Annotated in this window: 21 protein-coding genes; 11 read left to right on the forward strand and 10 right to left on the reverse strand. The window is 34.3% G+C overall.

The window, feature by feature from the left end:
- Positions 1-4 precede the first annotated feature (4 nt).
- Positions 5-964: a transporter gene (locus ACFSQ0_RS03580; RefSeq protein ID WP_379044228.1), complete on the reverse strand. Its 960-nt coding sequence runs from the start codon at positions 962-964 to the stop codon at positions 5-7.
- A gap of 97 nt (positions 965-1,061) precedes the next feature.
- Between ACFSQ0_RS03580 and ACFSQ0_RS03585 the strand changes: the two genes are divergently transcribed.
- Genes ACFSQ0_RS03585 through ACFSQ0_RS03600 form a run of 4 tightly spaced genes read left to right on the forward strand, consistent with a single transcriptional unit; the run spans position 1,062 to position 6,540 of the window.
- The gene (locus ACFSQ0_RS03585; protein WP_379044231.1) at positions 1,062-1,316 is read left to right on the forward strand and encodes a DUF4834 domain-containing protein; all 255 of its coding nucleotides are present in this window, start codon (positions 1,062-1,064) and stop codon (positions 1,314-1,316) included.
- A gap of 25 nt (positions 1,317-1,341) precedes the next feature.
- Positions 1,342-3,777: a hypothetical protein gene (locus ACFSQ0_RS03590; protein ID WP_379044233.1), complete on the forward strand. Its 2,436-nt coding sequence runs from the start codon at positions 1,342-1,344 to the stop codon at positions 3,775-3,777.
- Positions 3,770-5,062, forward strand: a complete 1,293-nt coding sequence (locus ACFSQ0_RS03595; protein ID WP_379044236.1) for a glycosyltransferase — start codon at positions 3,770-3,772, stop codon at positions 5,060-5,062. Before ACFSQ0_RS03590 ends, ACFSQ0_RS03595 begins: the two co-directional genes overlap by 8 nt.
- 23 nt (positions 5,063-5,085) lie before the next feature.
- A complete protein-coding gene (locus tag ACFSQ0_RS03600) occupies positions 5,086-6,540 on the forward strand; it encodes an oligosaccharide flippase family protein (RefSeq protein WP_379044239.1) in 1,455 nt (484 codons plus the stop codon).
- 13 nt (positions 6,541-6,553) lie between these two features.
- Here the strand turns inward: ACFSQ0_RS03600 and ACFSQ0_RS03605 are convergent, their stop codons facing one another.
- Together ACFSQ0_RS03605 and uvrA are read right to left on the reverse strand one after the other, a co-directional pair.
- Positions 6,554-7,351: a hypothetical protein gene (locus ACFSQ0_RS03605; RefSeq protein WP_379044241.1), complete on the reverse strand. Its 798-nt coding sequence runs from the start codon at positions 7,349-7,351 to the stop codon at positions 6,554-6,556.
- Positions 7,352-7,520: 169 nt separating this feature from the next.
- Positions 7,521-10,313 (reverse strand): excinuclease ABC subunit UvrA, encoded by a 2,793-nt coding sequence (uvrA, locus tag ACFSQ0_RS03610; RefSeq protein WP_379044244.1) that lies wholly within the window; start codon positions 10,311-10,313, stop codon positions 7,521-7,523.
- 235 nt (positions 10,314-10,548) lie between these two features.
- Between uvrA and ACFSQ0_RS03615 the strand changes: the two genes are divergently transcribed.
- Positions 10,549-11,136, forward strand: a complete 588-nt coding sequence (locus ACFSQ0_RS03615; RefSeq protein ID WP_379044247.1) for an RNA polymerase sigma factor — start codon at positions 10,549-10,551, stop codon at positions 11,134-11,136.
- 54 nt (positions 11,137-11,190) lie between these two features.
- Positions 11,191-11,346: a hypothetical protein gene (locus tag ACFSQ0_RS03620; RefSeq protein ID WP_379044250.1), complete on the forward strand. Its 156-nt coding sequence runs from the start codon at positions 11,191-11,193 to the stop codon at positions 11,344-11,346.
- 11 nt (positions 11,347-11,357) lie between these two features.
- Here the strand turns inward: ACFSQ0_RS03620 and ACFSQ0_RS03625 are convergent, their stop codons facing one another.
- Entirely contained in the window at positions 11,358-12,020 is a 663-nt protein-coding gene (locus ACFSQ0_RS03625) for an endonuclease III domain-containing protein (protein ID WP_379044253.1), read from the reverse strand.
- Positions 12,021-12,050: 30 nt separating this feature from the next.
- On the opposite strand from ACFSQ0_RS03625, the gene bcp reads away from it, so the two are divergent.
- Positions 12,051-12,500 carry a thioredoxin-dependent thiol peroxidase gene (gene bcp / locus ACFSQ0_RS03630; RefSeq protein WP_379044256.1) on the forward strand — a complete coding sequence of 150 codons (450 nt, stop codon included), beginning with the start codon at positions 12,051-12,053 and terminating at the stop codon, positions 12,498-12,500.
- On the opposite strand, the gene aroB is transcribed toward bcp, so the two are convergent.
- Positions 12,501-13,568: a 3-dehydroquinate synthase gene (gene aroB / locus ACFSQ0_RS03635; protein ID WP_379044259.1), complete on the reverse strand. Its 1,068-nt coding sequence runs from the start codon at positions 13,566-13,568 to the stop codon at positions 12,501-12,503.
- Positions 13,569-13,660: 92 nt separating this feature from the next.
- On the opposite strand from aroB, the gene ACFSQ0_RS03640 reads away from it, so the two are divergent.
- The 3 genes from ACFSQ0_RS03640 (at position 13,661) to ACFSQ0_RS03650 (ending at position 16,489) form a co-directional block, all read left to right on the forward strand.
- Entirely contained in the window at positions 13,661-14,851 is a 1,191-nt protein-coding gene (locus tag ACFSQ0_RS03640) for a proline dehydrogenase family protein (protein WP_379044262.1), read from the forward strand.
- A 6-nt stretch (positions 14,852-14,857) separates the two neighbouring features.
- Complete coding sequence (locus tag ACFSQ0_RS03645) at positions 14,858-15,826, forward strand: YihY/virulence factor BrkB family protein (RefSeq protein WP_379044265.1); 969 nt, start codon at positions 14,858-14,860, stop codon at positions 15,824-15,826.
- Between the two features lie 114 nt (positions 15,827-15,940).
- Positions 15,941-16,489: a type 1 glutamine amidotransferase domain-containing protein gene (locus ACFSQ0_RS03650; protein ID WP_379044268.1), complete on the forward strand. Its 549-nt coding sequence runs from the start codon at positions 15,941-15,943 to the stop codon at positions 16,487-16,489.
- A gap of 51 nt (positions 16,490-16,540) precedes the next feature.
- Here the strand turns inward: ACFSQ0_RS03650 and ACFSQ0_RS03655 are convergent, their stop codons facing one another.
- The 5 genes from ACFSQ0_RS03655 to ACFSQ0_RS03675 form a co-directional block, all read right to left on the reverse strand.
- Positions 16,541-16,867 carry a DUF6787 family protein gene (locus tag ACFSQ0_RS03655; protein WP_379044271.1) on the reverse strand — a complete coding sequence of 109 codons (327 nt, stop codon included), beginning with the start codon at positions 16,865-16,867 and terminating at the stop codon, positions 16,541-16,543.
- A gap of 361 nt (positions 16,868-17,228) precedes the next feature.
- Positions 17,229-17,981, reverse strand: coding sequence for a septal ring lytic transglycosylase RlpA family protein (locus ACFSQ0_RS03660; RefSeq protein ID WP_379044274.1), 753 nt, complete (start codon positions 17,979-17,981; stop codon positions 17,229-17,231).
- A gap of 2 nt (positions 17,982-17,983) precedes the next feature.
- On the reverse strand, positions 17,984-18,943 hold the full coding sequence (locus ACFSQ0_RS03665) for an NAD(P)-dependent oxidoreductase (protein WP_379044277.1): 960 nt from the start codon (positions 18,941-18,943) through the stop codon (positions 17,984-17,986).
- On the reverse strand, positions 18,924-20,009 hold the full coding sequence (serC, locus tag ACFSQ0_RS03670) for a 3-phosphoserine/phosphohydroxythreonine transaminase (protein ID WP_379044280.1): 1,086 nt from the start codon (positions 20,007-20,009) through the stop codon (positions 18,924-18,926). The genes ACFSQ0_RS03665 and serC overlap by 20 nt, the downstream gene beginning before the upstream one ends.
- Positions 20,009-21,046: an acyl-CoA reductase gene (locus ACFSQ0_RS03675; RefSeq protein ID WP_379044283.1), complete on the reverse strand. Its 1,038-nt coding sequence runs from the start codon at positions 21,044-21,046 to the stop codon at positions 20,009-20,011. Before ACFSQ0_RS03675 ends, serC begins: the two co-directional genes overlap by 1 nt.
- Before the next feature lie 67 nt (positions 21,047-21,113).
- Between ACFSQ0_RS03675 and ACFSQ0_RS03680 the strand changes: the two genes are divergently transcribed.
- Positions 21,114-21,464, forward strand: a complete 351-nt coding sequence (locus ACFSQ0_RS03680) for a 4Fe-4S dicluster domain-containing protein (RefSeq protein WP_379044286.1) — start codon at positions 21,114-21,116, stop codon at positions 21,462-21,464.
- Positions 21,465-21,503: the final 39 nt, after the last annotated feature.

Here is a 21,503-nt window from a genome sequence, read left to right on the forward strand (position 1 = left end):
GTAATTAATCTAGTTCGCTTTCGGGATCAACTAGCTCACTGTTTTTCACCTTTTTATTTTTCTTTTGCTTAGGTTGCTTCTTTTCCATTATTATTTCATCCTCGTGCTTGTTATCCAAACGATAGGAGAGACCTAAGCCTACTTGCCAACGAGAGGGCGTGTCTTTAAAGTTCGTTAATCCGTAAAGATCTAATTGTAAATCCTTAGAAAACAAATAGGCACCACCCAATCGTACTAAATCATCTGCGTAGAAATCGTTTTTTATAGCCTGGTACTCAGCAAATACAGAGAACTGAGCGTTAAGGGTATGCGTCATTGTGAAAATTCCTGAATAATAAGGATCATCGCTAGTAAATCTATCCGCAATAAAATTCATAACAAATACCCATTTTCCCCAATTGTTTTGCGTAACTAAAGCGGCGGTAGGAGTAAGTTTACCAACACCAGGCGCTAAATAAGGATTGTTATCGCCTAGTAATATATTAGCCCCTGCATAAATTGAAACCGCAGGAATTAAATCACGCCATTGAAAGCTATTGTTAGCTTTCCAGCTGTAAATATTAGGTTTTTCAAAAGCTCGTTTTTTATAAGGGTCATAGACCAAATACTTTATCGCCAAGGTGTTCGATTGAAAGTTGCTATAACTGTTTTCTATATTCTGGCCACCTTGAATATATTCTTCGGTTGTGCTTAAGTACCTCCCTTTTAAATTGAGCTCAAGTTGCTCCATTATAATTCCAAAACGGAATTCGTAATCTACACCCCATTGGGTTGCATCAATCTGAGTTAAATCGTGTTGGTTTTGCTCATATAGTCCGCCCATTTCAAACTGTATGACTTTGTGGCCAACAGAAAATGCTCCTTGGGAGGCTCCCGGGCGGTTTGAGTTTATAGTTTCTGTATACTGAGCAAATCCGTGAAAACACATCAAGCTCAAGCTAATCGTTAAAAATAATTGCTTCATAGTACTTTGTTAAACACCCAAAGGTATATATTTTTGGTAATTTTTAATTAAATAAATAGGCTTTAATAGAACAATCCCTAATTTTGTATCAAAAAAAATGGCTTACGCATCATTTATGGGCTTATTGAAGACTATATTAATTATTTTATTGGTTTATTTTGGACTTAAAATAATTTTTAAGTGGCTTAAACCGTTTTTACTGAAGTATATACTGAACAAAGTAAATCAGAAAATGCAAGATCAGTTTAAACAGCAAGCAGATTTTAATCGACCACAACAAGCAAAAAAGGAAAATTTAGAAAAGTCTGAAAAGAAAGTAGGAGAGTATATCGATTACGAAGAAATTGATTAGCTTGTCAGCTCCAAAATACTAGTTTATGAATTTAGCATTGAAGCGGTTTTTACCCCATTTAAGTGCCTTGGCTCTGTTTATAATATTGGCCTTGGCCTATTTTAACCCAGTTTTACAAGGTAAGGTTATTCAGCAAAGTGATATTGTGCAATATATTGGGATGGCTAAGCAGCAGAAAGATCACATCAAATCTTTTGATGAAGAGCCTTACTGGACAGATTCTGCATTTGGCGGTATGCCAACCTACCAACTCGGAGCTAATTATCCTTATAATTATGTAAAGCAAGTAGACCGTCTCATTCGATTTTTACCTCGACCTGCCGATTATCTATTTTTATACTTTATAGGGCTGTATATTTTATTATTGGCGTTAAAAATAGATTATAAATTGGCTATTTTGGGTGCTCTTGCTTTTGGTTTTAGTACTTATATGATTATTATTTTGGGTGTAGGGCATAACGCCAAGGCACACGCTATTGCTTATATGCCTTGGGTGCTTGCCGGGATTATACTGGTCTTTAGAGAAAAGTATTTTTGGGGTAGTTTACTTTTGTTTGCCGGTATGGCCCTGGAAATTAACGCCAATCACTTTCAAATGACTTATTATTTGTTAGTGCTAACCTTGGTTTTGGGAGTGGCTTACCTCATCGATTTTTATAAAAAAAATAAACTTAAAGTTTTCTTTAGTCGGGTAGGAATAATGATTGTACCCGTTTTACTGGCAATAGGAGCTAATGCCACTAATTTGCTAGCCACTAAAGAGTATACAGATTTTAGTACGCGAGGCCCTTCGGTATTAACTTTAAATCCTGATGGTAGTGAAAAAGAAAATTCAGGCTTAGATTACGATTATATTACTGAATATAGTTACGGAATTCTAGAAAGTTTTAATTTGTTTATTCCCCGTTTTATGGGCGGTGCTAGTGCCGAAAAGCTCAGCACTGATTCGGCTACTTACAATAGTTTACTACAGATGGGTGCTTCACCTGTTCAAGCAAAAGAGTTTGTAAAACGAGCACCAACCTATTGGGGAGATCAAACTTATATCGGGGCACCAGCCTATATTGGTGCTAGCGTACTTTTTCTATTCGTATTGGCCCTATATTTAGTGAAAGGTAGATTAAAATGGTGGCTGTTAGGAGGTAGTATTTTAGCATTACTGCTTTCTTGGGGTGATAACTTGGCTTTGCTTACAAAATTTTTTGTAAATTATATTCCCTTGTACAATAAATTTCGTGCGGTTTCCAGTATTCAAGTAATACTTGAGTTGTGTATTCCCGTATTGGGAATTATGGGACTTTCGGTTTTATTTAAACAAAAATACCATCGAACAGAAATGCTTGAAGCTCTTAAAAAGTCAACTTTTATTACAGCAGGTATAGCCTTAGTATTTTTACTGCTTAAAGGTTTGTTTTTTGATTTTTCTGGTGCTCAAGATCGGATTTTTATAGAACAGTTTGGACCAGATTTTGTTCGATCCTTAAAGGAAGATCGCAAGAGTATTTTTACTGAGGACAGCTTAAGAAGCCTAATTTTAGTTTTGGCCGTTGCCGGAACATTATGGTTGTTCCTGAAGCAAAAATTGCAAAAAAATACTAGTATTTTGATACTCGGGGTAATAATTGTATTTGATTTAGTTGCTGTAGATAGACGATACGTGAATAACGATGCTTTTGTAGCAAAGCGATTTATGGAGCAACCATTCCAACCTACCGCTGCTAATCAACAAGTTTTGCAGGATGAAACACACTACCGTGTCTTAGATCTTTCTAATAGTCCATTCAACTCCTCGGCAGCTTCTTATTTTCATCATTCTATTGGTGGATACCACGCAGCCAAGCCTCAAAGAATGCAAGATTTATTTGAATATCACATTAGTAAAGGAAATCAGGAGGTATTGAATATGCTGAACACCAAATATATTTTAATGAATAATCAAGGAGAAGATTTAGCACAGCTAAATGCGGATGCAAACGGTAATGCTTGGTTCATTAATGAAGTGGTAGTGGCTCAAGATGCCGATGTTGTGATAAGTATGCTCGACACGCTGAATACTAAAAATACAGCTGTGGTTCACAAGGAGTTTGCAGCACAATTGAAGCAAAAATCGTTTCAGCCCTCGGTTCAAGATACAATTTATTTAAAGAGCTATAAAGCCAATGAGTTGATTTATGGGTATAAAACCAATAATGATCAATTGGCGGTATTTTCTGAAATATACTATCCGCACGGGTGGAACGCTTATTTAGACGGAGAGTTAATTCCGCATTTTAGAGTAAACTATACCTTGAGAGCAGCAGAACTTCCTGCAGGTGAACATGAACTTATCTTCAAATTTGAACCACAAGTTATTCAGAAGGGTAGTACTTATACTTTAATTAGTGGTGTGCTTGTTCTACTTCTGCTTTTAGGCGGAATCTATTTTAAATGGATGAAGAAAAAAGGTACTTCAATTGACTAAGGTTCTCATTGTATTATATTATTGGCCACCAGCTGGAGGTCCTGGCGTTCAACGTTGGTTGAAGTTTGTAAAATACCTGCCAGATTTTGGGTATGAACCTATTGTTTTTGCACCAGAAAACCCTTTTTATCCCTTGCAAGATGCTGAGTTACTAAAAGAGGTTCCAAACCAAGTTAAGGTGGTTAAATATCCTATTAGAGAACCATACACCTTGGCTAAAATATTCAATAAGCGCAAAACCCAAACTATTAGTAGTGGTATTATTTCAGAAAAGGATAAACAGGGTTTCATGGAAAAACTGTTGCTATTCATCCGAGGGAATCTTTTTATTCCAGATGCACGAGTAGGTTGGGTTAAACCAGCAACTAAATATCTCGAATCTTATCTAAAGAAAAATAACATTACAAAAGTTATTACTACCGGGCCACCGCATAGTTTACATTTAATAGGCTTGGCTTTGAAACGTAAATTGGGAATCGCTTGGTATGCTGATTTTAGAGATCCTTGGACACATATAGGTTATCATAAGGACTTATTTTTATTACCCGCATCTCAAAAAAGACACCAAAGGTTAGAAACAACTGTATTGCAGCAGGCAGATGCTATCATTACTACAAGTTTTGGAACTGCAAAAGAATTTAAAAAGAAAACGAAGCGACCCATACGTGTAATCACTAACGGATATGATGGGAACATAAAAAAAGATGTATTTCGTAAAAAAGACAAGTTTATTTTGGCCCACGTAGGCTCCTTATTAACTAATCGTAATCCTAAAAATCTTTGGGTAGCTTTAGCTGAATTGAGGCAGGAAAATAAAAACTTTTTAGAATATTTTGAACTTCAGCTCAGCGGTAAAGTGAGTGAGGAGGTAATCAATTCAATTCAAAAGGAGGGTTTAAGTGATTGTTTAAATAATAAGGGTTATGTGTCTGCAGAAAAAGCATTTAGCTTTATGTGTGAAGCAAGTTTATTAAGTTTGATTGAAATTAACTCTGCGCAACATGCTAGTATTGTTCCAGGCAAACTATTTGCTTATTTAAAAGCTCAAAGACCTATCTTGGCAATAGGACCCAAAAACTGGGATGTTAATAAAATATTTGAACAAGTAGGGTATAAGCCCGCCTTTGAATACACAGAGAAGGCTAAAATCAAAGCCTATATCCGCGATCAATTCAATAATTTTTTACAAGGTAAAACTGATTTTAATTCTACCGACGAAATAAAAGCTTTTCATCGCCGAAATCTTACACAAAATTTAGCTTTTTTTTTAAATGACCAAGTGTGATGGGAGTGGTTTTTAAACAATCTTTGCAGAACACTCTTGTAACATATTTTGGCTTTGGTGTTGGGGCTTTTAATGTATTAATTTTATATCCTCAAATTCTAAGTCCTCAATACTACGGTTTGGTTACTTTTTTGTTATCGGCTGGCACTTTGTTATGGCCTTTTCTGGGAATCGGTTTAAACAATTCTATAATTCGATTCTATTCTTCCTATAAAAAACAGGATGAACAAAACCAATTGTTAAGTATGGGATTGTTTTATCCCTTAGCAGCAGCCCTGATATTAGGAGGTCTAACTGCTATTTTTAAGAATCAATTTTTACTTTTAATTACCGAGGACTGGATAAAACCTTATTTCTGGTTAATTTTTCTAATTGCTTTTGCTGTCGCTTATTTTGAGTTGTTTTTTGCTTGGAGCAAGCTTAAATTAAAAAGCGTTTTTGGTAATTTTATGAAGGAGGTTTTTCATCGTGTTTTAATCAGTGTTTTATTGTATATGGTATATATAGAACTACTCAATGTCAACCAGTTTTTATATGCATTAACGACTGTATATTTGCTACGCACCCTATTAATTAAGTTTTACGCTTTTCACCTGCTACCTCCAAAAATTGATTTGCGTTTACCTAAAAATTATAAGAAAATTTTCACCTATTCGGCTTTGATGCTTTTAGCTGGTTTTGTAGCTACTGCTTTATTAGATTTAGATAAGGTAATGATAGAACATTTTATGCCTATTGAGCAAGTTTCTATTTATGGAATTGGTGTTTATATGGCCTCTGTGATTGCCGTGCCTTCTCGAGCGATGCATCAAATTACCTTACCACTTACAGCAAAGTATTTAAATGAAAATCAAAATGGAAAATTAAAAAGCTTATATGCTAAAAGCAGTATAAATTTATTGGTTATAAGTGGCTTTATTTTTTTATTGATTTTGGTGAACGCAAGCGAGATATATCGTTTACTGCCACCGGTTTATACCTTAGCATTCGAGATTTTATGTATGCTAAGTAGTATTAAATTATTGAATAACCTTCTAGGCATTTCTAATAGCATTATTTTAAATTCTCGGTTTTATAAATTGCTTTTAATCACAGGACTCTTTGTAATTCTTTTAGCTATTGGTCTCAATATTTATCTTATTCCGCGCTTTGGTTTAATCGGTGCGGCGGTTGCATCACTCATAGTTTTTTTGATGTACGATTTAGCAAAAATTTTTATGGTTTATAAATTTCACAGGCTTCATCCCTTAAGCAGGAAGACATTTTATGTTATTGTGTTTATCTTTATACTATTATTTTGTTCAAGATTTTTTGCGTTACCCTTTAATCCTTTTATAAATCTTATTATTCAATCTATAAGTTTGGCTATAGTTTATTTTATAGGAATTTTATTTTTAAAGCCATCAGAAGAACTGAGCTTATTTCTTAAAGAGATTATATATAAATTAAAACATTTTCAAAATAAAAAAAGCTCCTAAATAGAGCTTTTTTTTAGCGATTACTTCTAGTGCTAGCACCTAAAGGTCTTTTTTGATGGTAGCTTCTTTTCCGTACGGTATTGGGTTTATTATCTATTTCTTCCCTGAAATTTTTACTTGGTGCCTTACGACGATTCAAATGCCTTCTATTAGTTTGGGCATCACGCCTAAGGTCTTTTTGTTTTTCTGCTCTGTAATTGTACCGGTTGGTAGTTCTTCCTTTATTTCCCTTTATCCTCGGTTTTCTGTATTTAGGATGCTTAGCTCTACGATCACTAATTGGTAGTCTATAATCAGGATGATGAGCATACTTTGGCCTTCTAAAGTTTCGATGCCAAGGTCTATAAGTATAGCCTTTGTTATACCTATTTATAAATCCGTTAAGGTAATAACGATTAAAATGCCTATTATAACGAATGTGCATATTGCCAATTCGTTTTAAATAACCGAAACGATTATATTTTAAATTTATCTGTCCAATTTGGGTTACTCGACCATAGAAATCGTAGAAAATAGGTGTGTTTCTAATTTGAATTATACTTCCGTACCGGTTAACCCGAATATGCGGCGTGTAGTTATAGCCCCCGTTATAGGTTATATTAATGTGCTGATTAAAATAGCTGTATTTTCTTCTATTAGGTAAGTAATTAAAATCAAATTGCCCATCTTGAAATACCGCAAATTCGATATTGTTTTCGATAAAAATAATTGGACCCTGATTGTGATAGAATTTAGGATGAATTTTGTCTGTAGCAAAAGCCAAGCCTATGGGTAATAAAAATGCAATTGTAAATTTAATAAGTGTTTTCATGGCTTGTAATTTTATGATTCATTAACAGAAATCCAATTAACGTGCCAAAATTTTAACAATAGGGTGCATAAGATAAAAAAACAAGTGCAGATTTCACTTGAAATTGCACTTGTTTCCTATAACCAACTAAATAAAATATTATGAAAATATAATTTATAATACACAATTTCTATGCCATTACTAGTTTGTCTTTTAAATACTTAGTGGTAAATCCTTTTTTGTTTTTAATTATTTCTTCAGGTGTACCTGCTGCCAATAAGTAGCCTCCTTTTTTTCCCCCTTCTGGGCCTAGATCAATAATATAATCTGCACATTTAATGAGATCTATATTATGCTCTATAACCACTATGCTGTGTCCCTTTTCAATCAATGCTTGAAAAGATTTGAGTAATTTTTTAATATCATGAAAATGTAATCCTGTGGTAGGTTCATCAAATATAAATAGCACTTTATCTTTACTCGTAGCTTTACCCAAAAATGAGGCTAGTTTTATTCGTTGTGCTTCTCCACCTGATAAAGTGGATGAACTTTGTCCTAGACGGACATACCCCAAGCCTACATCTTGTAAAGGTTTTAATTTTTTAGCGATTTTGTTCTGTTTTTTTGAAGTGAAAAAATCAATCGCATCATCAATGGTCATATTGAGTATATCGTCAATATTTTGTTGCTCGAATTTAATTTCTAAAATTTCTCTTTTAAACCGTTTTCCTTTACAAGTTTCACATTCTAATTGAACATCTGCCATGAATTGCATTTCAATGGTAACTTCGCCTTCTCCCTTACAGGTTTCGCATCGACCTCCGTCAACATTAAAACTGAAATGTTTGGTTTTAAGATTTCTTGCTTTAGCTAAAGGAAGATCTGCAAATAGACTTCTAATGGCGTCATAGGCTTTTACATAGGTTACAGGATTTGAACGAGAAGAACGACCAATAGGATTTTGGTCAATAAATTCTACATTTTTAATGTTTTCAAATTTCCCAGAAACCTCAGTTAATTGTCCAATTTTCGCTCCATATCCTCCGGTTTCTTTTAAAATAGCTGGGTATAGTAAATTTTTAACCAAGGTGCTTTTTCCGCTGCCTGATACTCCGGTAACGCAGGTGAAAACCCCTAATGGAAAGCGCACATCTATATTTTTTAGGTTATTATGCCTACATCCTTTTAAATCGATATAATTTTTATAGCTACGCCGGTTTCCTGGAATTTCAATTTGTAGTCTTTGACTTAAATATTTACCTGTTAGCGAATCACTTTTGAGAATGCTTTTAAAATTACCGGTTGCCACCACTTGTCCGCCATGGGTTCCAGCCTCTGGACCAATATCGATAATTTCGTCGGCAGCCTTCATAATATCTTCATCGTGTTCGACAACAATTACGGTGTTACCCAGATCGCGTAGCTTTTGTAACACACCAATTAAACGCTCGGTGTCTTTGGCGTGTAAACCAATAGAGGGTTCATCTAATATATACATAGATCCTACTAGGCTGCTTCCTAATGAGGTGGCTAAATTGATTCGCTGCGATTCACCCCCAGAAAGACTATTTGATTTTCGATTTAAGGTTAAATAACTCAACCCGACATCACATAAAAAATTTAATCGGTTTTGAATCTCTTTTAGAAGGCGCTTGGCAATTTTCTTATCGTTAATACTAAGGTTTAAATTTTCAAAAAATTCGCGTAATTCGTTTAAAGGAAGTTCAACCAATTCCGAAATAGGAGTGTGGCTAACCTTTACATAATTAGCCTCTGGTCTTAAACGCAATCCATTGCAGGTTTTGCATTTTGTTTTTCCGCGATAGCGAGACAATAAAACCCTGTTTTGAATTTTATAAGCTTTCGCTTCTAAATGGGCAAAAAAATCATTTAGGCCCTCAAAGTATTTATTACCCTCCCAAATCAACTTTTTATGCTTATCTGACAGTTCAAAATATGGTTTGTGAATAGGGAAATCAAACTTGCTTGCGTTATTTACCAGTTGGTCTCTATACCAGCTTAAACTATCTCCACGCCACGGGAAAATTGCATTGTCATAAATAGATAAGGAGGTGTTGGGTATAACTAAATCTTCATCTATACCTATTACATCACCGTAACCTTCACAAGTAGGGCAGGCACCGAATGGATTATTGAAACTAAATAGGTGTATATTCGGCTCTAGAAAGGTTTTTCCATCTAACTCAAATCGATTGCTAAATTGTCTACGCTTGTTCGATTTGACATGCTCTACAAATAGTTCTCCTTTTCCTTCATAAAATGCTGTTTGAATCGAATCTGCTAGTCGATTGTAAAAATCTTCATTATCCTTTTTTACCACACGGTCTACAACCAATTCAACTCTGGTCTTTGAATTTAGATTCTCAACTTCATCTATTCGCAATACGTCTTGATCTATTTTCACTCGGCTAAAACCTTGTTGCAGAAGAATTTTTAATTTCTCTTGAATGCTTCTACCTTCTTCGACAAAAACCGGACTTAAAAGCAGCAATTTTTCGCGTTCTTGTAAACTTTTTATGTATTTAACTACATCAGCCACCGAATCTTTTTTAACTTCATTTCCAGAGATAGGAGAGTAGGTTTTGCCTATTCTAGCATAAAGCAGTTTGAGGTAATCGTAAATTTCTGTAGATGTACCTACGGTAGAACGAGGGTTGGTAGCATTTACCTTTTGTTCTATTGCAATGGCGGGTGCTATCCCCTTTATGTCATCTACTTTGGGTTTATCTAAGCGGCCTAAAAATTGCCTCGCGTAAGAAGATAAGCTCTCTACATATCTTCTTTGACCTTCGGCATAAAGGGTGTCAAAAGCCAAACTTGATTTACCAGAGCCAGAAAGACCGGTGATAACCACCAGTTTGTTTCTAGGAATTACAACATCTATATTTTTTAGATTATGTAGTTTGGCTCCTTTAATGATGATATTTTTCTTTGGGTCTATTTCTTGGTTTGATTTTCTCATGCAGTATTTGAATAAAGGGTCAAAGTTAATTAAACCTAAACGAGAAAAAAAGCAAGCACTCCATTCAAAAAGTGTTAAAAAGATTAACTTTTATGGGTGGGATTAAAATTCTTTTATATATTTACACAAGTAAAAACCAATAATATCTGCCTATAGCATACTGTTACTTACAACTAAAATAACTTAATAATCAAAATAAGCTTTCTTCTGATGGCTTATAACTAAAGTAACACGTATGAAAAGGAATAATACTACCAGTGATGCTGTTTTGGTAAAGGAGTATATTAATGGCGATGAGACGGCTTTGTCTCATTTAATTGAAAGGCATCAAGTTAGAATTTACAATTTTATTTTCTCTAAAGTTTTTGATCGTGATTTAACCGAGGATATTTTTCAAGATACCTTTATTAAGGTAATTCGCACCCTAAAACGAGGTAAATACAATGAAGAAGGGAAGTTCTTACCCTGGGTTATGCGTATTGCTCACAACTTAGTTATAGATCATTTTAGGAAAAACAAACGAATGCCTAAGTTTGAAGGAACGGGAGATTTTGATATTTTTGACGTTTTAAAAGATTCAAGTTTAGATGTTGAGAATGCACTAATCAAAGATCAAATAGAAAGAGATGTTACTGATTTGATAGCTGAATTACCTGAGGATCAAAAAGAGGTTTTACTTATGCGAATTTACAAGGATATGAGTTTTAAAGAAATTGCTTTAAAAACTGATGTTAGCATAAATACAGCACTAGGAAGAATGCGTTATGCTTTAATTAATCTGAGGAAGGTTATAGAAGCCCATAATATTATTTTGACCAACTAATACAATAAAGAGATAATATTGCCGTTTTTATCTAGAACAAAACCAATAAGATAAATGGCGCAGCTTTACCTCAATAATCCAAAAAAAAATAACGAAAATACTGGCTCACGTAAGCCAAAAAAAGAAACAATAGCTTTTTTATTGAATTATTCTAAGGCCTTACGGGTTTTAGATAAAGAAGATAAAAAGTATGAGTTTATATTAAATTAAGAGCAGTAAATTTATTTTTTACTGCTCTTTTTATAATAAGCCTGGATAACACTTTTTCTTCCTATCGTTTTAGTAATAATATCTTTTTCAAGATTCCACCCGCGTGCGGGAGAATATTCCCGACCATACCAGATAATTTGCAAATGTAGATCATTCCATAAAGATTTAGGAAATAAGCGTTTTGCATCACGTTCGGTTTGTACAACATTTTTTCCCGTGCTCAGATTCCACCTGTACATGAGCCGGTGAATGTGTGTATCTACAGGAAATGCAGGAATTCCAAATGCCTGAGCCACTACTACACTAGCCGTTTTATGGCCCACTGCAGGCAATTTTTCTAAAGCTTCAATGCTTTTTGGTACCTTTCCGTGATATTCATCAATTAAAATTTTTGATAATCCATATATGCCTTTTGCCTTCATAGGAGAAAGTCCTACAGGTTTAATAATTTCTCTAATTTGTTCCACCGATAAGCGTACCATATCATAAGGGTTATCTGCATAGGCAAATAGTTGGGGGGTTATTTCATTAACTTTCTTATCGGTGCTTTGCGCAGAAAGAAGTACCGCTATCAATAAGGTGTAAGGATCTTTATGATCTAAAGGAACCGGAATGTTTGGATAGAGTTGCTTTAACGTATTTATAACAAATTCAACCTTCTCTTGCTTATTCATTTTATCTATTTTTAAGCAAAAATAACAAATATGAACACATTAAAAGTAGGAGATAAGGCTCCAGATTTTAAAGTTAAAGATCAAAGTGGTAATCTCCACGAATTAAAAGATTATAGCGGTAAAAAACTAGTGGTATTCTTTTATCCAAAAGCAAGTACACCAGGTTGTACCAATGAGGTTTGTAATTTACGTGATAACTTTGAAGATTTTACAAATAAAAATTACGCTTTATTGGGCGTGAGTGCCGATTCGGCCAAACGTCAAGAGAATTTCAAACAGAAACATGAGTTGCCATTTCCTCTTATTGCAGATGAAGACAAAAGTTTAATTAATGCTTTTGGTGTATGGGGACCCAAAAAATTTATGGGGAAAGAATATGACGGTATTCACCGAAAAACTTTTATAATCGATGAGAACGGAGTTATAGAGAACATCATAGAGAAGGTGAAAACCAAAGATCACGCAGCACAGATTCTGTAATTAAACTTGCCGATAAAAGGTGAAAGCTTCTTTTAATAAGTTTTTAGGAATTTTACAATCTATTTGAGGTTGTGCAATTTGGCTTAATAAAACAAAAAGTACCTTTCCGTGGCTGTTTTTTTTATCGTGTTTTAAAAGGTCTAGGATTTCTGGCACGTCTTCCTCTTTAATTGAAAGAGTGCCAAAGTATTTCTTAATCACTTTACTCAACTCTTCTAAATCTTCTTTTGGGAATTGTGTAAGCTTATGCGATAAAAAAGCAGCCATTATCATACCTGCGGCAACGGCTTCACCATGTAAAACATTTTCATTAGATTGATTTAAATAATGAGCTTCAATCGCGTGCCCGAGAGTATGCCCAAAATTTAATGTTTTTCGAATTCCATCTTCAAATAAATCATCGCTTATAATCTCATTCTTTATTTCAATGCTTCTGTAAATTAGCTCATTTAAATGAGTTAAATTTAATTGAGACAAATCGGTCATTTTTTTCCAATAATTTTTATCAGCAATGAGTCCGTGTTTTAGCATTTCGGCAAGACCGCTACGCATCTGGTTGGCGGGCAGGGTGGCTAGAAATTTAGGATCGATCAACACCATTTTAGCATCATTTATCACCCCGATTTGATTTTTTAAATTTCCCAAATCAATTCCGGTTTTACCGCCTATAGAAGCATCAACCATTGCTAATAAGCTAGTTGGTATATTAATATATGCTATACCGCGCTGATAGGTAGAAGCAACAAATCCGCCCAGATCTGTTACCACACCGCCACCTAAATTTATTAATAAAGACTTTCGATCTGCCCCTAAATCGGCTAAAGCTTCCCAAACTCCTTTACAGGTTTGCAAATTTTTATTTTGTTCACCACTGTCAATTTCAATCACTTCAATGGTGATATTGGTTTGTAGTAGAGGCAAAAATTGGGGTAAACAATTTATCTGGGTTTGTGTATCTACCAATATAAAAACCTTAGAAAAGCAATTTGTCGCTAGACAATCGTTTAGTTTTTGATAGGCTTCTTCAACAAAATAAACTGTGTTATTTACCGAGGGAATGGCTTTCATTATAAATGCATGTTAATTATGGTTCGAAATTAATGAGAAAAATATATTATTCCTAAATCGAAAACTATATTTGCAAAAATTAAATATCTGTAATGGTTACAAAAATCTTCAATAATACCAAGAGGGCTTTTGCATTAAAAAGTGACAAAGACTTAAAGAAAGCGCTCTTTATTTTTAAATTAATGAATCAACCCGCCTTAGTTAGTGTAGGCACAAAATTAACTAAACTAGGACTTGCTTTGCATTTACCCATTGAGGGATTGATTAAGAAAACTATTTTTGAGCAATTTTGTGGAGGAATAACCAAGGAAGACTGCTTGCCTACCATACGTAAAATGCATGAAAAGAATGTTTTTAGTATTTTAGATTATTCGAGCGAAGGTAAAGATGAAGAAGCTGAATTTGATAAGGATTTAGAAATTAAAAAAGACCTTATAGCCTTTACTAAAGAAAATGATGAACTTCCTTTTGCCGTTTTTAAACCTACTGGCATTGGGAGGTTTGCAATTTGGGAAAAAGTTTCGGCCAATGAGCAGCTCTCACAAGAAGAACAAAAAGAGTGGGAGCGTATAAAGAATAGAGTAGATAAAATTTGTGCTTTAGCACACGAATTAGATGTTGTGATATTGGCTGATGCCGAAGAGTCTTGGATGCAAGATGCAGCGGATGATTTGATGGAGGAAATGATGGCTAAATATAACAAAGAAAAAGCCATCGTATTTAATACCCTACAATGTTATCGTTGGGACAGGTTACAGTACATTAAAGATCTTCACGTGCGAGCTCAAAATAAAGGTTTTAAGGTTGGCGCTAAATTAGTGCGTGGTGCTTATATGGAAAAAGAAAATCTAAGAGCATCAAAAATGAATTACCCCACGCCAATATGCGAAGATAAAGAAGCTACCGACGTTAATTTTAATGCCGCACTTTATTATGGTATTCAAAATCTAGATGAAATTAGCTTATATATAGGTACACATAACGAAGTAAGTACCTACTCTGCCATGCGTTTAATGGAAGAACGCGGAATAGAAAAAAACGATCCGCGAATTTGGTTTGCTCAATTGTACGGTATGAGCGACCATATTTCCTATAATTTGGCATTAAACGGATACAATACGGTCAAACTAGTGCCTTATGGACCTATTCGAGAAGTTATACCTTATTTAATTAGAAGAGCAGAGGAGAACACCTCTGTAGCCGGTCAAACGGGAAGGGAGTATGCTTTACTTATGGAAGAAAAACATCGTCGAGAAGGTAATTTTGTTAAACGTGTAAAATAGCGTATTATGAAGGTAACGGTAATGAAAAGATTAGCCTTGTTAAAACAAACCTATCAGCGTTGGATGGGTAATAACCCCTTCGAACAAAGTGCGGTTATCGCTTATTATGCGTTATTTTCATTACCCTCCTTGCTGGTAATTGTAATAAGTATTACTGGTTACTTTTTTAATAGAGAAAGTGCAGAAGAAAAAATTTTAAACGAAATCGCCAATTTTATAGGACCCGATACTGCGGAAGCTATAGCGGATATGATTGAAAAAGCACAATTGAGTCAAGATAAAACCTTGATGATTATTATTAGTTTAGGAATGCTGTTTTTTGGTGCCACAGGTGCTTTTTTTCAACTTAAAAGAGCGATGAATAATATTTGGAGTGTTCGCACTAAAAACGATAATCTAAAAGGAATTATTTTGGACAGAGTAATTTCATTGGGTATGGTGTTTTTTATTGCATTTTTACTTTTAATATCTCTTATACTTAGTTCTGCAATTTCATATTTAAGTGAGTATCTGGGGCAGTTTGCACCGCAATTGACAAGTTATACAGTAGAGGTTTTAAATTTTTTATTGAGTTATGCCTTTATCGGATTTTTATTTGCGAGTATATTTAGATTATTGCCAGATATAATAATTAAATGGCGAACTACTTTCATAGGCGCTTCACTCACTACCTTGTTGTTTTTACTAGGTAAATACGCATTAGGCTATTATTTTGGTCAATCTAATCCTGCATCTATTTATGGAGGCGCTTCTTCGGTAGTGCTCATATTGTTGTGGATTTATTATTCTTGCTTAATCTTATTTTTCGGAGCTGAATTTACCGTACAATACGCTTTGTTTAAAAACGATACCATACAGCCAAATAAATTTGCTGAACCTGCCTATTACCAAGAAATTGAAGAATTGAAGGAAAAGAAGCGAATCATTGAACAAAACAAAAAAGATTTAGATGTATTGTCTGATTCGAGCACTTAAAAACTTATTTTAATAGTATTTAACTTCTTTGGATTGTTTTTTAAAATAGCTTTAATAGCCTTTTCCATACATATTCTCTAATTTAGTGGTGAATCAAAAAAAAGAAAAATTATTATGGAAAAGAAAGTAGCTATTTTAGCCACAAATGGATTTGAAGAAAGTGAATTGGAGTCTCCTTTAAATGCTATGAAAAAGGAAGGTTTTAATGTAGAGATTGTTAGCCTTGAAAAGGGAAGTATTAAAAGTTGGAAAGATGGAAATTGGGGTAAATCTTTTGATGTAGATAAACCACTAAAAGAAGTTAGTGCAAAAGATTATCATGCTTTGGTTTTACCAGGTGGAGTTATTAATCCTGATTTGCTTAGAGTAGAGGAGGATGCCTTAATTTTCATACGAGATTTCTTTAAACAAAGCAAGCCTGTCGCAGCTATTTGCCATGGTGCTTGGCCATTGATTAATGCAGACGTGGTAGAAGGTAGAACAATGACTTCTTACAAGTCAATTAAAAAAGATTTAGAAAATGCAGGAGCCCTTTGGGTTGATCAAGAGGTTGTTGTAGATGAAGCACTCGTAACTTCTAGAAATCCAGGAGACTTAGAAGCCTTTAACGCCAAGGTGATTGAAGAGATTAAAGAAGGAAAACATGATCTTCAACACGCTTAATTAACAGAGCTGACAATAAAAAAAACATCCCGAGTTTTCGGGATGTTTTTTTTATTCTTTCTCAAATAAAAAGCCGAGTCCCAAACGCTTTAGCATTTTTTTCTCGAAAGCCCAAAAGAACTTAAATTGTCCGAATAGGCTGCCCAGAACAACTAACAATACTTGATAAACTGGGAAAATTAGTAAAATACGTAAGGTATAATAAAGTAATCCACCCCAAATAAAATTGTCTGGAAAATTCTCTCTACTTAAGTTTAAGAAATCTAAAATGGGTTTGGCCACATACACAGCAGTTGAACCCGTAAGTCCAAAAACAATAAAAATAATAATCAATTGAAAATTTGAAGTAATTCCCCAATGCTCTTTCAGCTTTCTCATAATGTAATGTTATGCTTCTCTTCAAAATAAATCAAGTATAGATAGACCACAGAATCTACCTCATGACTGTAATTTTTGTTTTTGAAATAATTTATGTTTTGTGGTTTTTCAAGATTTGATTTGACCCAAATTCTATAATTAGATAATTTTTTCAGAAGCTCAGTTCTCATATTAGACACTTCCATATTTTGAAAGTTTGTTTGCGTCTGCATCCATTTCTTGAATTCGGAATCGTTAATGACGACTTCATAACTAAAATCTTGATTGGCTGACCTGGGGACATGGATTGGTTTATATAATGATGTACAAGCAAATAAAGACAAAAAAAGTAAAGACTTCAATCCAAAAACCAATCTACGCATCAGTTAAAAGCTTTAAAATCGACAATAAAACTTCCTGGATACTGTTTCTGCACTTTATCTCTAAATCGCTCAGCCTTATCTCTTTGCGAAAATTCGCCTAATACCAAAGTGTACACCTTTACTTCTTGTATAGTTTTTACTTGTATCACTACATTTTTTTGATAACTAGCTTTTAAGTTATCGGCTAATCTTATCAGATTGGCTAATTCTTGAAAACTTCCTATTTGAACACCATACCAATCGGGTTGAACCCGTTTTATGGCTAGCTCATAAAATTCTAAAGCTTCAACTGTGCCCGAAGCGACATCTACTTTAGAAGTACCAGCAATCGTATTTTTATTTTCATTGCGAAATTCTGGTTCTTCAATTTCTGATACAACGGGTACAGTAGCCACCTCTTCCTTATAATCAATAACTTCAATCGCTACATCGGTCACTCCTTCGTCTATAAAACCCAGTTGCCTTGCTGCCGACTTAGATAAATCTATTATTCTATCTTTTACAAATGGCCCTCTATCATTAACTCTTACGACAATCGTTATATTATTAGCTAAGTTAGTTACCTTTAAATTTGTGCCAAAGGGCAAATTTCTATGGGCTGCGGTAGCTTTAGTATGCGTATATTTTTCACCATTGGCCGTACGTCTTCCTTCAAATTTATCGGCATAAAAAGAAGCTTTACCGGTCTGTACTTGTGCGTAATTGGCTATACTAAAAACCAAAAAACTTAGTAAAATTAAAAGCCTATTCATTTTTATTTTTTTAAATCCTCAAATATATTAATAATTTGTTGGGTAGCCATTTTTGAAGCTAAGTAATCTGCTTGTTTAGAATGTGAAGCTAGATTTGGACTTAAGGATATTTTGGGTTGCATTAGAACTTGAATTTCGGGTTTAGGCTGATTTTCAAAAACATCGAGTGCAGCAAAACCGATGGTGTCGTCATTTAAAGCATCTACCAAAGCAACTTCATCAATAGCTTTAGGGTGATGGGTGTTAATTATGCCTGCCGTTTTTTTCATTAAATTTAAATTTGAAGCATTAATTAAATAGTCGTCTATGTCATATTTATGAACACTTATAACATCAGCTTTACGGCAGAGTGTTTCCTCAGAACAAGTTTCAAATTCAATAGTAAATTCTTTATTCCGCCTTTGAGTCTTGTTTAGGATAGAAGACTTACCTTGTTCTGCTACCATAAATTTCACTCCCCAATTCTGTAATAATTGTGCAACCCGTTCTGCCACGGCATCAAACCCTAAAAAGCCCCAAGTTTGACCCCATAAGGTATTTCCTTGACTAAATAGTTTGTGCATTTGATTAAAACGAATATCTCCTTCTAAAGGCATTTCTCTATTACAGTCTTTTAAATTCCTTAAACAACTAAGGCTGTGAGCAATAATAAGCTCTGCCTCGGTTTGAATATAGGCTTGCTCGGTAGTATAAATTTGTATACCTAGTTTTTTTGCATATTCAAAAGGGATATGCGCTAAACTTTTACCCACTACGATAATAAATTTTAAGGAATTCAGTTGGTCGAGTAGTGTAGTAGTAATCTTATAATTTGCGTCAACCAATAAGCCGTCAAAATCATGATTGGCACAATAATTCACGATTTGATTTTGGGCAATAGTTTTGGTAACCACTTCAATACCTAAAGATTGTAGTGAGCGTTCTTGGTTTTCTTGTAAAACCTTAAGATTTAATATTTTCATAGTTTTCTTCAAATTGTTGCAAGCAAGACACTAAAACTTTAACGCTATCTAATTCTAAGGCATTATAAAGTGAAGCGCGATAATCACCCACACTGCGATGTCCTTTTAGTCCAATGATATTATGATGCTCTAAAAATCTATCAAAATCAGAAGTTAAATCAGGCTTATTTAAAGCGAAAGTAATATTCATATTTGATCGCGAGTTTTTCTTAACTAAAGGGGTGAATAGATTTGAGGCATCGAGATAATTATACAGTAAATTTGCTTTTACTTCGTTACGTTTTTCAACGGATTTAATTCCGCCTTGAGCTTTAAGCCAACGTAAATTAAGTAAAGAAACATAAATGGAGAAAACGGTTGGCGTGTTTGCTAAACTTTCTTTCTGTATTAAGTAGTCGTAGTTTAGCAGGCTTGGTATTTTTCGATTTGCTTGAGAAAAGGCCTTTCTATTGATTATTACTAGGGTAGTGCCCGCTGCGCCTATATTTTTTTGCGCTCCGGCATAAATGAGTTGAAACTGCGAAAAGTCTAAAGATCTAGAAAAAATATCGCTACTCATATCGACCACTACCGGTACTTTTTGTTCAGGGAAATTTTTAATTTGCGTTCCGTAAATGGTGTTATTGCTCGTGTAGTGAATATAGTCTAGATCAATTCTATTTTGAATGATTTTTTCAGGAATGTAGGAAAAATGCTGGTCATTTGAACTGCCTAAATCAACTATTTCGCCAAAGAAACGAGCTTCGTGAATGGCTTTTTGCGACCATACGCCCGTATTTAAATAACCTGCTCGTTTGCTTAGAAAATTAAATGGGATTTGGTGAAACTGTGCGCTGGCGCCACCGTGTAAGAATAAGGCAACATAATCTTTAGTATTTAGCCCTAAAAGTTCGAGCACCAATGCTCGGGCTTCTTCAATAATGACTGTAAAGGCATTGCTTCGGTGCGATATTTCTAAAATAGATAAACCGCTTTCGTTATAGTTTACCACAGCTTTACTAGCTTGTTGAAAAACAACATCTGGTAGCTTGGCGGGACCTGCACAAAAGTTATGCTTAGGCATCATTATAGTTGTTTTAGAAAATTAAGTGTATCTACATTATCAGCATAGTCTCTTAGCGATGGTTTTTGTGTTTGGCCATAAGCTATATGGTTTTCTTCTAGCTGATTAGATACGATGCATTGAAGCTTTTCTTGATGTTCGTTTAATAAATCCTTTACTTGTTGAAGCTGATTGTAACGCTCAAAAAACAGTGTACCTATAGGTGAAGAAAAGTTTGTATCTTCTTTTAACAATAAAAAGCCGTTATCAAAAATTGAAAATTCACTCATCAGGTAAACCGCTTTATTGTAATCGTAATTATTGGCGTACTTATGATTGTCTAACAAATTTTGCCAAGAAAAAATAGCCTCATAAAACTTATCAATTTTAAAATCGTGAGGAATATAAATTTTAGAAACATTTCTACAGCCTAAACCGTAATATCTAAAAATGTCTTCTCCCAGTTTTTTAAGGTCTTCTTTGGTATCATCTCGAGAAATTAAGGCTACACTGTTTCGGTTTTTACGTATGATATTTGGTTTTTTAGAGAAATAGTATTCAAAATATCTTGCCGTATTGTTGCTACCTGTGGCAATAACGGCGTCAAAATATTCTAGCTTCTCCTTTGTGAATTCAATTTTAGAACTCCAATTATCATTATTTACAATTAGAAAGTCAGACAAAACAGGAAGTAATGTTTGGTCGTTACTTGATTGCTTTACTAAAATGTTATTTCCACTTAAAAGCACACACAAAAAATCATGGAAACCAACCAACGGAATATTTCCTGCCATAATCACTGCTATGGTTTTGGGTTGGGTAGGAGTATTTAACTGGTAAGAATCAAGCCAATGTTCCAGTTTATCCTGTGTTAACACGTCTGCCCAATTCTTTAAGGCAAATTTTATATTTTCTACTGTAAACCACCCGTTGTGATGAATGGCTGAACTTACCGTTTGATCTAATTTATCATGTAATTTATGTTGTGCTTTGCCGTTTAAGTAATCACTTAAAAATTTACCCAGTTCAACAAAAGAATTTATTCGAGTTTCTAAATCCATATTTATTTGGTTATCTATGCCAATGGCTTTATTTTTGTGCAAAGTTACGTAATATAAACTATTAATTATGGCTATTATAATCACCGATGAATGTATAAATTGTGGAGCCTGTGAACCAGAGTGCCCCAATACCGCTATATATGAGGGAGCAGATGATTGGCGTTATGCAGATGGAACCGACTTGTCTGGAGAAATTGTTTTACCTGATGGTAAAGAGGCCAATGCCGAAGAAACCCAAGAACCTTTAAGTGATGAATTCTATTATATTGTACCCGATAAATGTACAGAATGTAAAGGATTTCACGACGAACCGCAATGTGCGGCTGTTTGCCCCGTTGATTGTTGTGTTCCTGATGAGAATCACGTCGAAAGTGAAGAAAAGCTTCTAGAAAAACAGAGTTTTATGCACGGAAGCTAAATTGTTCTTTAAAAATAAACGGATAGTAAATTACTATCC

The organism is Mesonia sediminis (assembly GCF_042684705.1).
Classification (GTDB): Bacteria; Bacteroidota; Bacteroidia; order Flavobacteriales; family Flavobacteriaceae; genus Mesonia; species Mesonia sediminis.

Coding starts and splice junctions, on each gene's coding strand:
- ACFSQ0_RS03580 (WP_379044228.1), bottom strand. CDS start 964: ATGAAGCAATTATTTTTAACGATTAGCTTGAGCTTGATGTGTTTTCAC.
- ACFSQ0_RS03585 (WP_379044231.1), top strand. CDS start 1,062: ATGGCTTACGCATCATTTATGGGCTTATTGAAGACTATATTAATTATT.
- ACFSQ0_RS03590 (WP_379044233.1), top strand. CDS start 1,342: ATGAATTTAGCATTGAAGCGGTTTTTACCCCATTTAAGTGCCTTGGCT.
- ACFSQ0_RS03605 (WP_379044241.1), bottom strand. CDS start 7,351: ATGAAAACACTTATTAAATTTACAATTGCATTTTTATTACCCATAGGC.
- uvrA (WP_379044244.1), bottom strand. CDS start 10,313: ATGAGAAAATCAAACCAAGAAATAGACCCAAAGAAAAATATCATCATT.
- ACFSQ0_RS03615 (WP_379044247.1), top strand. CDS start 10,549: ATGAAAAGGAATAATACTACCAGTGATGCTGTTTTGGTAAAGGAGTAT.
- ACFSQ0_RS03620 (WP_379044250.1), top strand. CDS start 11,191: ATGGCGCAGCTTTACCTCAATAATCCAAAAAAAAATAACGAAAATACT.
- ACFSQ0_RS03625 (WP_379044253.1), bottom strand. CDS start 12,020: ATGAATAAGCAAGAGAAGGTTGAATTTGTTATAAATACGTTAAAGCAA.
- bcp (WP_379044256.1), top strand. CDS start 12,051: ATGAACACATTAAAAGTAGGAGATAAGGCTCCAGATTTTAAAGTTAAA.
- aroB (WP_379044259.1), bottom strand. CDS start 13,568: ATGAAAGCCATTCCCTCGGTAAATAACACAGTTTATTTTGTTGAAGAA.
- ACFSQ0_RS03640 (WP_379044262.1), top strand. CDS start 13,661: ATGGTTACAAAAATCTTCAATAATACCAAGAGGGCTTTTGCATTAAAA.
- ACFSQ0_RS03645 (WP_379044265.1), top strand. CDS start 14,858: ATGAAGGTAACGGTAATGAAAAGATTAGCCTTGTTAAAACAAACCTAT.
- ACFSQ0_RS03650 (WP_379044268.1), top strand. CDS start 15,941: ATGGAAAAGAAAGTAGCTATTTTAGCCACAAATGGATTTGAAGAAAGT.
- ACFSQ0_RS03655 (WP_379044271.1), bottom strand. CDS start 16,867: ATGAGAAAGCTGAAAGAGCATTGGGGAATTACTTCAAATTTTCAATTG.
- ACFSQ0_RS03660 (WP_379044274.1), bottom strand. CDS start 17,981: ATGAATAGGCTTTTAATTTTACTAAGTTTTTTGGTTTTTAGTATAGCC.
- ACFSQ0_RS03665 (WP_379044277.1), bottom strand. CDS start 18,943: ATGAAAATATTAAATCTTAAGGTTTTACAAGAAAACCAAGAACGCTCA.
- serC (WP_379044280.1), bottom strand. CDS start 20,009: ATGATGCCTAAGCATAACTTTTGTGCAGGTCCCGCCAAGCTACCAGAT.
- ACFSQ0_RS03675 (WP_379044283.1), bottom strand. CDS start 21,046: ATGGATTTAGAAACTCGAATAAATTCTTTTGTTGAACTGGGTAAATTT.
- ACFSQ0_RS03680 (WP_379044286.1), top strand. CDS start 21,114: ATGGCTATTATAATCACCGATGAATGTATAAATTGTGGAGCCTGTGAA.